11 protein-coding genes and 1 pseudogene are annotated in these 12837 nt (G+C 61.4%); 2 read left to right on the top strand and 10 right to left on the bottom strand.

Annotated features, from left to right (window positions below; genetic code table 11):
* The 9 genes and pseudogenes from AACS18_RS05560 to AACS18_RS05520 form a co-directional block, all read right to left on the bottom strand.
* A pseudogene (locus AACS18_RS05560) lies at positions 1-511 on the bottom strand (formate dehydrogenase subunit gamma); the annotation flags it as partial.
* Positions 508-1167, bottom strand: coding sequence for a formate dehydrogenase FDH3 subunit beta (gene fdh3B, locus AACS18_RS05555; RefSeq protein WP_005353752.1), 660 nt, complete (start codon positions 1165-1167; stop codon positions 508-510). The gene fdh3B and the pseudogene AACS18_RS05560, both read right to left, overlap by 4 nt.
* 4 nt (positions 1168-1171) lie before the next feature.
* Complete coding sequence (locus AACS18_RS05550) at positions 1172-4048, bottom strand: formate dehydrogenase subunit alpha (RefSeq protein WP_108612081.1); 2877 nt, start codon at positions 4046-4048, stop codon at positions 1172-1174.
* 23 nt (positions 4049-4071) lie between these two features.
* Entirely contained in the window at positions 4072-4275 is a 204-nt protein-coding gene (locus AACS18_RS05545; protein ID WP_005303194.1) for a transcriptional initiation protein Tat, read from the bottom strand.
* Between the two features lie 113 nt (positions 4276-4388).
* Positions 4389-5006 carry a TorD/DmsD family molecular chaperone gene (locus tag AACS18_RS05540; protein WP_108612080.1) on the bottom strand — a complete coding sequence of 206 codons (618 nt, stop codon included), beginning with the start codon at positions 5004-5006 and terminating at the stop codon, positions 4389-4391.
* A gap of 10 nt (positions 5007-5016) precedes the next feature.
* Positions 5017-6777 (bottom strand): 4Fe-4S dicluster domain-containing protein, encoded by a 1761-nt coding sequence (locus tag AACS18_RS05535; protein WP_108612079.1) that lies wholly within the window; start codon positions 6775-6777, stop codon positions 5017-5019.
* Positions 6778-6880: 103 nt separating this feature from the next.
* A complete protein-coding gene (locus AACS18_RS05530) occupies positions 6881-7474 on the bottom strand; it encodes a DUF3306 domain-containing protein (protein WP_108612078.1) in 594 nt (197 codons plus the stop codon).
* Complete coding sequence (locus tag AACS18_RS05525; RefSeq protein ID WP_108612077.1) at positions 7467-8057, bottom strand: DUF3305 domain-containing protein; 591 nt, start codon at positions 8055-8057, stop codon at positions 7467-7469. The genes AACS18_RS05530 and AACS18_RS05525 overlap by 8 nt, the downstream gene beginning before the upstream one ends.
* Before the next feature lie 350 nt (positions 8058-8407).
* Entirely contained in the window at positions 8408-9316 is a 909-nt protein-coding gene (locus AACS18_RS05520) for a hypothetical protein (RefSeq protein ID WP_108612076.1), read from the bottom strand.
* A 233-nt stretch (positions 9317-9549) separates the two neighbouring features.
* Here AACS18_RS05520 and AACS18_RS05515 point away from each other — a divergent pair, with 233 nt between their 5' ends.
* Together AACS18_RS05515 and AACS18_RS05510 are read left to right on the top strand one after the other, a co-directional pair.
* The gene (locus AACS18_RS05515; RefSeq protein ID WP_108612075.1) at positions 9550-10407 is read left to right on the top strand and encodes a formate dehydrogenase accessory sulfurtransferase FdhD; all 858 of its coding nucleotides are present in this window, start codon (positions 9550-9552) and stop codon (positions 10405-10407) included.
* Between the two features lie 15 nt (positions 10408-10422).
* Positions 10423-11289, top strand: a complete 867-nt coding sequence (locus AACS18_RS05510) for a helix-turn-helix transcriptional regulator (protein WP_081042891.1) — start codon at positions 10423-10425, stop codon at positions 11287-11289.
* Positions 11290-11369: 80 nt separating this feature from the next.
* Here the strand turns inward: AACS18_RS05510 and AACS18_RS05505 are convergent.
* A partial coding sequence (locus AACS18_RS05505) for a sensor histidine kinase (protein WP_108612074.1) occupies positions 11370-12837 on the bottom strand: 1468 nt, incomplete at its 5' end.

The following is a 12837-nucleotide window of genomic DNA, read 5'->3' as shown; positions in this document are numbered from 1 at the left end:
AGAGCGGCCCCACATAGTTGTGGAACACCTTGGCAAACCATATCCAGTTCTCCCACACCCCGAGGCTCACCACCGGCTTGATGAAGTACTTACCGTAGATGATGGCCAGCCCCGACCCGGAGAGGGTCAGGAACATGGCTGCCGTGGTCCAGTGCAGCGCCCGATCCAGCCTGCTCCAGCGCTTGAGCTTGCGCCCGGTGCGCGGTTTGGAGAGCTTGGTCTGCCCCACCACCAGGTACATCAGGCCGCACATGGCCAAGGAGCCGAAGATGGCGATGGCGCCGAGCGGCGACACCCACTTGGTCTTCACCTCGAACCAGAGCTGGCCCGGCACCGAGATAAGCACTCCGTGCTCCGGCGAGTGGGAGGTGGTCACCCCCTCCTGCCCATCCTTCACCGCCCGCCAATAATCGGCGCCGGCAAAGCCGACCGCCTCTTTCTGCGCATCAGCGAAGCCGGGCGCGCTGAACAGCAGCAAGGCCGTCAGCAGCGCTGTCAGCCAGTGTCTCATTGGCCATCCTCCTGCTTGCCAAGCTTGAGCCCCTTGCCTCTGCCATCGTGAGGTTTGCTGGCGTCGCGATAGAGCGCCTGTTCATCAGCCCCCCAAGCAGCATGAGGAGCACCACGATAGGCAACCCGCTCGCGGAAGATATCGGAGATCACCTGCGCATCCCCCGCCAACAGCGCCTTGGTGGAGCAGAGCTCGGCACACATCGGCAGCTTGCCCTCGGCGATGCGGTTGGCACCGTACTTCTGGCGCTCCGCTTCGCTGTGATCCTCTTCCGGGCCACCGGCGCAGAAGGTGCACTTGTCCATCTTGCCCCGATCGCCAAAGGCGGCGGTCTTCGGGAACTGGGGCGCCCCGAACGGGCAGGCAAACAGGCAGTAACCGCAACCGATGCAGAGATCCTTGTTGTGCAGCACTATGCCGTCGTCGGTGTGATAGAAGCAGTCGGCCGGGCAGACCGCCATGCAGGGGGCGTCGGTGCAGTGCATGCAGGCGACCGAGATGGAGGTCTCCCCCGGCAGGCCGTCGTTGAGGGTCACCACCCGGCGGCGCTGGATGCCCCACTCGAGGGCATCGTCGTTCTCGTTCTTGCACGCCGTCACACAGCCGTTGCACTCGATGCAGCGCTTGGTGTCACACATGAATTTCATTCTGGCCATGGGATCAGGCTCCTACTTTGCGAAAACGGCACAGGGTGACCTTGGTCTCCTGCATCTGGGTGACCGGGTCATAACCATAGGTGGTGACTATGTTGACCGACTCCCCCAGCACATAAGGGTCAGACCCTTCCGGATATTTGGATCGCAGATCCTTGCCCTCGAAGTGGCCGCCGAAGTGGAACGGCATAAAGGCGAGCCCCGGTTTGACCCGCGGGGTCACCAGTGCCTTCACCTTGACCCGGCCTCCTTCCGGCCCCTCGACCCACACATCCTGACCGTCGCGCACACCGACGTCGTTGGCATCCGCCGGGTTCATCTCGACAAACATCTCCTGCTGCAATTCAGCCAGCCAGGGGTTGGAGCGGGTCTCGTCGCCGCCTCCCTCGTACTCCACCAGACGACCGGAGGTAAGGATGATCGGGAACTCCTTGCTGACATCCTTCTCCTGCACCGAGGCGTACTGGGTCGGCAGGCGCCACAGGCTCTTCGAATCAGGCCAGGTGGCGTAGTCGGCCAGCAGATCCCGGCGCGGGGTGTAGAGCGGCTCGCGGTGCTTGGGCACCTGATCCGGGAAGGTCCACACCACGCAGCGCGCCTTGGCGTTGCCATAGGGGACGAAGCCGTGCTTGATGGCGACCCGCTGGATGCCGCCGGAGAGATCGGTCTTCCAGTTCTTGCCCTCGGCCTCCTTCTTCTCGGCCTCGGTCAGCTCATCCCACCAGCCGAGCTGCTTCATCAGGTCGGCAGTGATCTCGGGATAGCCATCCTCCACCTCGCTCCCCTTCGGCCAGGAGTCTTCGGCTAGCAACGAGACGCCCTGATACTCGATGCCGAAACGGGCACGGAAACCGCCGCCCCCTTCCGAGACCGGAATGCTGGTGTCGTAGAGGATGTGGCTGCCCGGGTGCTTCATCTCCGGGGTGCCCCAGCAGGGCCAGGGCAGACCGTACACTTCGCCGCTGACCGGGCCCCCTTCGGCCTTGAGGTTGGTCTTGTGGAAGGTGTGCCAGTTCTGCTGGTGCGCCTTGAGCCGCTCCGGGCTCTGGCCGGTGTAGCCTACGCTCCACATGCCGCGGTTATATTCGCGGGTGATGTCTTCCAACAGCGGCTGGTTGTTCTCCACCTTGATGTGCTTGAACAGCTGATCGGCAAAGCCGAGCTTTTTGCTCAAGAGATACATGATCTCGTGGTCGACCTTGGATTCGAACAGGGGCTCGATCACCTTGTCGCGCCACTGCATGGAGCGGTTGGTGGCGGTGACGGAACCATAGGTCTCGAACTGGGTGGTAGCCGGCAGCAGGTAGACGCCGTCGGTGCGATCGTTCATCACCGAGGCAACGGTGGGATACGGGTCGACAATCACCATCATGTCGAGCTTTTGCATCGCCTTCTTCATTTCCGGGCCGCGGGTCTGGGAGTTGACCGCATGGCCCCAGTAGAACATGGCGCGGATATTGGAGCCCTGCTCGATGAGATCGGCATTCTCCAGCACCCCGTCCACCCAGCGGGAGACCGGAATGCCGTTGTTGTTCATCGGCAGCTTGCCGTTGTAGGCCTTGTTGTCAAAGCGCGCCTTGATCCACTCGTAATCCACATCCCACACCCGGGCCCAGTGCTTCCAGGAGCCCTCTTCCAGCCCGTAGTAACCGGGCAGGGAGTCGGAGGTGACGCCAAAGTCGGTGGCGCCCTGCACGTTGTCGTGACCACGGAAGATGTTGGTACCCGCCCCGCTCTTGCCCACGTTGCCGAGCGCCAGTTCGAGGATGCAGTAAGCGCGGGTGTTGTTGTTGCCGGTGGTGTGCTGGGTACCGCCCATGCACCAGACCACGCAGCCGGGGCGGTTGTCGGCCAGCAGTTTGGCGGCGCCATGGACCTGCTGCTCGTTGAGGCCGGTCACCCGCTCCACTTCGGCCGGGGTCCAGCGCGCCACCTCTTTTTGCACCTCGTCCATGCCGTAGACGCGGGTGCGGATGAACTCCTTATCTTCCCAGCCGTTTTTGAAGATGTGCCAGAGCATGCCCCAGATAAAGGCGACGTCGGTGCCCGGGCGCAATGAGAGGTACATGTCCGCCTTGGCGGCGGTGCGGGTACGGCGCGGGTCGACCACCAGGATCTTGCAGCCGTTGCGCTCTTTTGCCAGCAGGATGTGCTGCATGGCGACCGGGTGGGCCTCCGCCGGGTTGGAGCCGATAAACATGATCGACTTGCTGTTGTGCATGTCGTTCAGGCTGTTGGTCATGGCGCCGTAGCCCCAGGTGTTGGCGACCCCAGCGACCGTGGTGGAGTGGCAGATCCGCGCCTGGTGATCCACGTTGTTGGTGCCCCACAGGGATGCCATCTTGCGAAACAGGTAGGCCTGCTCGTTGGAGTGCTTGGCGGAGCCGAGCCAGTAGACGCTGTCGGGGCCGGACTCCTTGCGAAGGCGCAGCACCTCATTGCCCACCTCTTCGATGGCCTGATCCCAGCTGATGCGCTGCCACTTGCCGCCCACCAGCTTCATCGGGTACTTGAGGCGACGCTCACCGTGGCCATGCTCGCGCAGGGCCGCACCCTTGGCGCAGTGACCGCCAAGGTTGAAGGGGTGATCAAAGGCCGGCTCCTGACCGGTCCAGACGCCGTTCTGCACCTCGGCATAAACGCCGCAGCCCACCGAGCAGTGGGAACAGATGGTGCGCTTCACCTCGACCGGCACGTCGGCCGCCACAGTTTTGGCCTCGGCCCGCTGCATCATGGCTGGCGCCAGCCAACCGGCGGCCACGGCGCCACCGGCCACCAGACCCGAGTTGACCATAAAGGCGCGACGGGTCAGCCCCTGACCGCGAATGGCCTCATTGCCCTGCTCGCCCGCCTGGGGCAGCTCGGCACGTTTTGTCAGTTTCATGAGTTCTCCTTCACTGATCCGGCTCAGTCGGTGCCGCGCAGGGTGCGATAAAAGTCGTGAACATGGGGGGTCTCCCGATAGCCCTTGTCAGGCTCGGTGTCGTGGGTCAGCACCTCTTTGCCCACCACCCGACCGGTGGCACCAGCCAGCACGCCTATGGTGGCGACCACGCCAACTCCCTTGATCAGATTGCGGCGGGACGGGTCTTTCAGCTGTTCATCGCTCATTCTTGTGACCTCTGTTGTTGTTCTTGCCGGCGCCTGCGCGCCAGCTTCGCGTCCAATGGGATATCTCGTCTGCTCGTTTATGCGCAGCTCTTGTTATGCGCAGATAGGGGCGTTCAGCCCGGCACCACGCAGGCGCCAAACGGCAGGCGCAATTCGTTTTCCAGCTTGAAGAAATCTTCGGCAAGGGCGCCGACAGCCCGGTAGAAGCTCCCCCCTTTCGCCTGTTGCTGATCGCGGCAGCAGGCGAGTACCCAGGGGGCAAGGTGGCGCTCATAGAAGCGGTTGCGATCCGGGTGTTGCTCGCCAATCAGTACCGCCATCACCTCACAGAGGGCGGCCAGATGATCTTCCGGCTCGCACACTCCGCTCTGGCGCTCGAAGCCGAGGGACTGCAGATCTGCGCGCAGCACCGCCAGCGGCAGCTCCATCAGAGAGCCGGTGAGATACCAGGAGGCAAACGGCACGATTTCTCCGCGCCCCAGCCCGATAAAGAGATCCTGATACTCCTCGGCGAGCTCGTTTTCGTGGTGGCTGTTGGCCGCCAGCTGCACCAGCCCCAGCCCTCTGGCAAAGGGGCCCGGCATCGGCTGCAACCCTTGCAGCCAGGCGAGCTGTTCGCCATGGGGGGCGGCACGCCAGAGGCTCGCCAGCAGGGCGTAGAGATCGGCGCTGCTCTGTTCCAGTTCGGTCATGGTCAGTTCGCCAGCCTTTTCGTTATGTTGTTCACTCATCACTGGCCCCTCACACCTTGAGCTGGGAGACGGGATCCGCCGCCAGCTCCGCAAACACATCCTTGACCCGACAGTCCTCGCACATCAGCAACCGCTGGGCGGCCTCGTTCTGGAAGTGGGAGTGACCGGCCAGTTTTTGCTGGATGCGGCGGATCATCGAGGCGGGCGCGAACGGCTTGCCGCAGCGAATGCAGCAGGCAGCCTCTTCGGCTTTCAGGCTCTGGACGGCGCGGCGCGCTTCGGGCAACGGCTGCAGGCGGGGCGTGAGCACGATGGCCTGCTCGGGGCACGCCTTTTCGCACATGCCGCACTGGATGCAGTCCTGTTCGATAAAGTTGAGGCCCGGCGCATGGCCCACCGCATGCAGGGCGCGGCTCGGGCAGACCGCCACGCAGCCCATGCAGAGGGTGCAGTCAGACTCTTTGAGTTCCACGCTGCCGTAAGGGGCGCCGTGGGGCACCGCCAGCGGTTCACGGCTCCCTTCGTTGGCCTGCCAGAGGGCATCGAAGGCGGCAAACAGCTTCTCCCGTTTGTCCCCTTTGAGCGGTTTATCCAGCAGGGCAAGGGCTGGCTGGCCGGAAACAGGCTCACCAGCATCTGCGTCAAACAGAGCAATGCGATCGGCAGCAAGGCCAGCGCCCGCCAGCAGCACGGCAGCGCTGGCCAGCTCCCGCTCAACCAGCGCACGGACACTGGCGGGGGCATCATCACCCAGCGCGATGCGCACCGCGCTGGCGCCATAGGCAAGGGCGGCGAACCAGCTCTCGATGCCTAAACTCGCACTCTCCTCCACCCAGACCGGCAGCCAGTTGGCGGGCAGGCGGGTGAGTTCGGCCTCCAGCCACTCGCGCTCGTTTTCACCGGCGATCAGCAACTGGGGCGCGTCGCCCCCCGCCTCCCGGTAGTGCTTGAGCAGACGGAACAAATAGTCGCCGCTGGTGTTGGCGTCGGGCTGGTGATAGGCAATCGCCCCGGTCGGACAGGCCGTGGCACAGCTACCGAAGCCCTGACAGAGATGGGGATCGATCTGGATGCGGCCATTGATGGGCTTGAGGGCATCGGTCGGGCAGACATCGAGACAGCGGCTGCAACCGGGCACGCCGCGGGCGGTAAAGGCGCAGGCCTCGGGGTCGAGGCGAAAATAGCGCGGCTTGTCGAAAATACCGGTCAGCGCACAGAGCTCGGCGAGCCGTTCGGCCAGCCCTTGATCATCGGCCAGATGCAGATAGCCAACCGGCGGGCGCTCCAGCGCAAAGAGCGGGGCGCGGCCCAGATCGGCCACCAGATCGAAGCGCGGTTCGCGTGGCTGTTCACTAACAGCAGCCGCTTGTTGTGGAAAGCCTTGTTGTGGGAAGCAAAGCGCAGCCAGATTAACCCGCTCCCCCTGCCCATTGAGACCGGTGAGCCGGAACTGCCCCAGATACCCTGTCAGGCTCGGCTCACGCAGGGTCAGGGCCGCGAGGGATGCGGTGGCATCGAAAATGGCTTCGAGATCTGCCGCCTCGGCATCGTGGACCGCTTCGGTCACCAGCAGGGTGGGCTTCACCCCGGCGGGCAGCAGGCTGGCAGCGCGGCGAATCCGATCTTCCGGGCCGACCAGCAGCAGGCGCCCCTGACTCTGGTAAGAGACAGTGGCCGGGATCAGGTTGTCGGTCTTGACCGTATGCTGCAGGGCATAGGCGCGCGCGTTATGCTCGGCCGCCCCCGCCCCATGGGCAAGATTGGAGGCTAGATTTGGGGTCAGATTTGGCAATGTTTGTTCAGTGCTCACATACGCTCCTGTGCGCACCACCTCATGGGATGGGCGCTTGTTGGTAAGCCGAGAGAGCAAGAGGCGAGCCAACTCCCCCGGAAAAAAAGTGACTGACAGGGAGTCAGGATCCTGAGGGTTCCATTTCCCCACCTTTGGTTGGGACATTTTGTCCACCACAGGAAACCAAAATGTCCCGATCGTCGGTGTGGGTTTGAGAATGGTTATCAGCCAGCTCGTCGGCGGCAGGTGCGCTGACAAGCGCCACCGGTTCAGCGGAGCCGCTGGCCGGATTGGTCGATTCGCTCTCAGGGGCGGTTACCTGATCCACCAGCCAGTTGCGCAGACCGGCGGTCAGGGCTGCCGGCAGCAATTCGGGCTGGCTGAAATCCTGGGTGTAGTCGTCGAGCCCATCCGGCTTGTGGCTACGAAACATGGCCCGCAGCGTCTCCTTGTCGGGGAGTTTGGCCTTGCCCGGCGGGGCTGTTGTTAGCTGCGGCTCGCCACTCCCAGCCCCCTCAACGGCAAGGGGTTCACTGTTCCCCTTGTCAGTGCTGACTACGGGGCTATCCAGCGCAGCATCTGGAGTTTTACCTTCACCACTACCTTCGATGGGGGCGGCAACCGCCTCGGGGATAGCCTCTTCCCTCGGCTGCAATGCCTGATGCTTGCGCGCCTCACTCTTGCGCGACGACCAGCGCTTGAGGAACTCACTCATGGGCATTTTTTCCGGCATTGTTTCCGGCCTTGTTTACGGCACTGGTTCCGGCGTCGCTGCCACGCTCGCGGCCATCGGGGCCGGTGGCTTTAACTGCGCCGCAGTTGGCTTGATCCTGGCTATCGACACCGAGCTGATCCTGCGCCCGCCCCTTGCCCTTCTTGCCCTTGCGGCGGGCCTCCAGCAGCTCTCCGTGGCGGCCGATAAAAGCCTCCACCCAGGCCTGCAGCGCCTCGGGCAGCGGGCAGGAGAGCACCTGCCGCTCGCCATCCATATAGGCGGCAGCTACGGTCTGGCTCAGGGTGAGGCCATCGGCCACAAAGCCATTGTCCACGCGGCTTCCGGTCACAAAGAGGCGGGGCGAGCCGGAGCTCAGATTGAAGCGATAATCCCCCCGCTCGTCGCGAAACAGGGTAAGGGGCAAGGCACCTGCTGCCTCGGGCTCGGCGGGGTGGAGCGCCGCAATCTCGAAACGGCGGCTCTGCCAGCGGCCAACCTGGCTGTCGATGGCCTTTAACTCCAGCTGCAGCCAGCGCTGCGGGGAGAGGGGTTTGGTTGTCTCTTGCACTGTCACGGCTCCCATCAGAAGGTCTCTGCCGGGCCGCCCTCCCCCTTGCTTAGCCCCTATCGGGGCGGATCAGAGCAGGAGATTTATGGCGGCCACGGCCATCAATGGGATAAGACATAGCAAGAGTGGGGCCAAGGCAGGTTTGGTGGTTGATGGGGGCTTTGATACAGGTTGGCGCGGGCGTAGGTTGGTGCAGAGCGCAGCGAAGCCCAACACGCGGCGTAAAACCAATCCGCCAGAGCCTGATTGAGGGAATGGCAATAATCGAATAATGCTGAATTATCCGATTATTGCCTTGATAAAAAGTTGGGCTTCACTTCGTTCAGCGCCAACCTACGATTCAGCCCAACATTCAAGATCTCTTATTAAATCACATATCTTTTTACTGTTCTTGCAATACTCAACACTGAATCCTCAAAACCATTACAGATGACCTCTGCACTGTCTTTCTTTGTTCTTTTTAACCATTCATTTGTGTCTTGAGGGTAAGGATCAACAACTAATAAATCAGCATGAGACTCCTCTAATGGCTGCCAAATATGAGAGTCATGTTCGATATATTTTATACCAACTAAAACGATTAGATCTGATGTTGAGATAACACCCTTATAATCTTCTTTAACTTTATTAATTAATGCCGAGTTAATTACTACCCTTTTACCTTTTTCGTATAGAGAGAGTACAGGGCTCAGATCACTATTTCTAGGATCACCGCACCAGCTAACAACTTCCTCATGTGTAGATACAGCATCGGTTTGCAAACCCTCAAAGAAAGTTCCACAACCGATCATGGTATTACCACTAAAACTACAACCGTTTGGAATTCTAGGTAGAAAGTTTGATGAACCATGAGGCTTTAATACGTTAACCCCTTGACTTGAACAGTTATAGTCAGATGGGTAACCAGTCAACCCCAAAGCCTGCTCAATTAATGTGTCATAATTTAATGTAACAATATTAATCTCACTCATATATTTACGAAGCTTATTGAAAAGCCTCGCATATGCATTCTCTGGTGTTATTTTAAATTTAGAAAGATAGCATGCAATTTCTTTTTGCAATGGATTAATCTTTCTGCTGTCGTTGGCTATGTATGCCATTCCTTCTTCAAAGCCACGCTCAATAAAAACATCTTTAATATCTTGTGGTAATGCGGCAAACGCTCTATTTAAAGAAACCAGATTGTCAAAAAGATAATTTCCTAATGGAGGATTATATGGAATAGTTCTACCAGAACCATAACTTGCACCAGCACCAAAAATCAATGTTATCAATTGCTTCCCCTAAAATAAAAACACCATATCATTTAAAAACACATCATTAATATGACACTACCATCATGCTAACAAACAAATAAACTAATGACATTCAAAATAATGTCTAACTTTCGTCCACTGCATCAATACTGTTTGGCACCGACATTTTCTATGCTCATATCTACATGAATATGGAACAAAACTTGCTGTATCCCTCCCCTTAGATCCCGGCAACCGGTCGCGAGGGGCCCATGACACCGACCTTTATCAAAAGCAATGCAGCAGCCCAGCTCACCATGGCCGTCGAGGTGATGGATGAACAGGGCACGATGAACACCCGCCAAATCGCCTGCGAGCGGCCACTGACGGTCTACCTCAACTGGAAGGAGATAGTAACCCTGATGACGCTGGGGGCCCGCCCCGAGGCGCTGGTGCTGGGTTATCTTAAAAATCAGGGCTTTATCGAGGATATCTCGGCCATCGAGTCGGTGATCGTCGACTGGGAGAGCGAGGCCGCCGCCGTGGTGAGCAGCCAGCAGGCCGCCGATCTCGACAAATCGCTGGAGAAGAAGACGGTCACCTCCGGCTGCGGTCAGGGCACCATGTATGGCAGCGTGATGAAGAAGCTCGAAGGGGTGGTTTTGGCGGCGCCCGAGCTTAAACAGAGCACCCTCTACGCCCTGCTCAAGGCGCTGTCGGCCCATAACGAAACCTACAAGATGGCCGGTGCCGTCCATGGCTGCGCCATCTGTCGCGGCAGCGAAATACTCTCCTTTGTCGAGGATGTGGGGCGCCACAATGCGGTGGATACCCTGGCGGGCGAGCTCTGGATGCGCGGCGAGGCTGGCTACGACAAGATCTTCTACACCACCGGGCGACTCACCTCGGAGATGGTGATCAAGGTGGCGCAGATGGGCATTCCGGTGCTGCTGTCGCGCTCCGGCGTCACCCAGATGGGGCTGGATCTCGCCCGCCAGCTCGGTATCACCATGATTGCCCGCGCCAAGGGGCGCCATTTCGAGGTCTTCAGCGGCCACGACCATATGGTGCTGGACGAGAAGCCGCCGGTGCTGGCGCCCGGTTCAACCGGTCGCGGGATGCGAGATTAAGCCATGAACGAATTTATGAATGTGAAGCAGGTGGCCGAATACCTCGATCTCAACGAGAAGAAGGTCTACCAGCTCGCCAACGAGGCGCGCATCCCCGCCACCAAGGCGACCGGCAAGTGGCTGTTTCCCCGCTCCCTGCTCGACCGCTGGCTGCTCGGCAGCTGCCACGAGGGGGTGATGAACGACCGGCTGCTGCTGGCGGGCTCGGACGATGTGCTGCTCCACTACGCCAGCAGCCGGCTGGCCCGGCAGCTCGGCACCCAGGCACTGGTGGGCTACACCCCGTGCGGCACCCGTCAGGGGCTGGCGATGCTGGCCCGTGGCCATGTGGATCTCTGTGCCATCCACTGGGGGCAGGCCGAGGAGGCGCATCTGCGCCACCCGGCGCTGGTGCAGCAGTATCAGGGCCACCGGCAATGGGTGATCGTTCATGGATTCAGGCGGGTGCAGGGGCTGGTGCTGCGGCAAGGGCTGCAACCCAAGGAGGCGAAAGAGGCGCTCGACTGGCGCTGGGCCATGCGTCAGGAGGGGGCTGGCAGCCAGCGCGCCCTGCAGGAGTGGCTGCAAACCCAGGGGGAGTCGCTGACCCGGCTGGAGCGCACCATTGAGGTCAACAGCGAGCGGGAGCTGGCCGCCGCCATCAGCCGTGGCGATGCGGATGTCGGGCCCGGTGCCCAGAGCACTGCCACCGAGTTTGGCCTCGGCTTTATGCCCTTGTCGCAGGAGTGCTTCGATCTGGTGATGCCGCAGGGGGTTTTCTTTCGCACCCTGCTGCAACAGCTGATCGGCTGGCTGCAATCCCCCGAGGGGCGCGAGCTGGCGGCTCGCCTTGGCGGCTATGACCTGACCCAGAGCGGCAAGCTGGTATGGAGCCCGCAGTAAAGAACCACTCACCCACCGACAAAACAGCCCGCCAACCATGTTGACGGGCTGTTTTTATCACGGGCCTTTTTATAACAGCATCAATCGCTTGTCTCACGCCCCTCGGCATTGAGGGCGATGCGCCACCCTTCCAGTTTCGCGGGCTCGCTGCCGCTGGGCAGCAGGGCGTGGCTGCGCAGCCGCACGGTAAAGCAGCTCCCCTGCCCCGGGGTGGAGTCCACCAAGAGCTCCCCACCCCAGCGGCTGATGATGCGGTGACTCAGGGCCAGCCCCAGACCGGTGCCGGTGGCGCGGGTAGTGAAGAAGGGGTCGAAGATCTTGTCGATAATGGCCGCCTCGATGCCGCTGCCGTTATCGATCACCCGCACCTCGGCCCCGCGCAACTGACCCAGTTCATCGAACCAGTCGCGGCTCTCGACCCGGATCTCCCCCTGCTCCCCCAGCGCGTGGCTGGCGTTGACCAAGAGGTTGATCAGCACCTGCAACAACTGCTGACGATCCGCCTCGATGGGCTGCTGGGCCCTGAGATCGGCCACCAGCTCCACCTGCTGCTGACGCAGGGCGGAGCGCACCAGGGTCAGGCTCTCCTCGATGATGGGATTGAGGTGCTGCCACACCGGTGCGGTCTCGTAATCGCCGGGGCGCGAATATTGCAGCAAGCTGCGGGTGATGGCGCGAATCCGCTCGATCTGGGCCAGCACCAGCGCCAGCTCCTCGCTGACCGGCTCGGCCGCCTCCCCCAGCTCCAGCTTCATCAGCTCCACATTGCCGAGGATCACCGCTAGCGGATTGTTGATCTCGTGGGCCACCCCGGCCGAGAGCTCGCCAAGGGCCGCCAGCTTCTCGCTGATCAGCAACTGCTGGCGCGCCTCGGTCAGCATATGAATATGATCTTCCAGCTCGGCGGTCTTGAGCTCAAGGCTTTGGGTGCGCTCGGCCACCTTCTGCTCCAGCTCGTCGGCGCTGCGAGCCATCTGCTGCTGGTGCGCTTCTTGCCTGTCCAGCATGGCGTCGAACTGGCGACCGAGCTGGGCCAGCTCGTGGTCGGGGTCGAGGGCCAGCGGGCCGATGCGAGCGGACTCCCCGGCCTGCACCTGCCGCACCACCTTGTGCATCCGCTCGATGGGGGAGAAGAGATCCCGCGCGCCGCGATAGACCAGCAGGCCGGAGAGCAGCAACAGCAGCACCACGCCGGAGCCCAGCTCCACCAGATTGGTGAGGTAGGTGCGGATAATGGGCCACTCGAGAAAGCCCACATAGAGCATGCCGAGCCGCTCGCCCCTGGCTCCCAAGAGCGGCTCGTAACCCGAGACATACCAGGCATCGTGGACGAAGGCGCGGTCAACCCACATCTCCCCCCGCCCCAGCACCTGCTCGCGCACTGGCGGCGAGACCCGGGTACCCACCGCCCGGCCCACCTGACGGCTGCTGCTGACCGGCACATTGGTGCTCACCCGCAGATCGTCGAGAAACAGGGTGACGGTGCCGACGCTGCCATCCGGCAGGGTATTTTTGGCAAACACCTGACCCTTGAGCTCATCCACCAGC

The sequence above is a fragment of the Aeromonas sp. HMWF015 genome, from assembly GCF_963878965.1.
GTDB lineage: Bacteria > Pseudomonadota > Gammaproteobacteria > Enterobacterales > Aeromonadaceae > Aeromonas > Aeromonas veronii.
The sequence above is the reverse complement of the archived record's forward strand: the minus strand, read 5'-3'. Positions and strand labels throughout refer to the sequence as shown.

Coding starts and splice junctions, on each gene's coding strand:
- AACS18_RS05540 (WP_108612080.1), bottom strand. CDS start 5,006: ATGAGTGAACAACATAACGAAAAGGCTGGCGAACTGACCATGACCGAA.
- AACS18_RS05545 (WP_005303194.1), bottom strand. CDS start 4,275: ATGAGCGATGAACAGCTGAAAGACCCGTCCCGCCGCAATCTGATCAAG.
- AACS18_RS05510 (WP_081042891.1), top strand. CDS start 10,423: ATGAATGTGAAGCAGGTGGCCGAATACCTCGATCTCAACGAGAAGAAG.
- AACS18_RS05550 (WP_108612081.1), bottom strand. CDS start 4,048: ATGAAACTGACAAAACGTGCCGAGCTGCCCCAGGCGGGCGAGCAGGGC.
- AACS18_RS05515 (WP_108612075.1), top strand. CDS start 9,550: ATGACACCGACCTTTATCAAAAGCAATGCAGCAGCCCAGCTCACCATG.
- AACS18_RS05525 (WP_108612077.1), bottom strand. CDS start 8,057: ATGGGAGCCGTGACAGTGCAAGAGACAACCAAACCCCTCTCCCCGCAG.
- AACS18_RS05530 (WP_108612078.1), bottom strand. CDS start 7,474: ATGAGTGAGTTCCTCAAGCGCTGGTCGTCGCGCAAGAGTGAGGCGCGC.
- fdh3B (WP_005353752.1), bottom strand. CDS start 1,167: ATGGCCAGAATGAAATTCATGTGTGACACCAAGCGCTGCATCGAGTGC.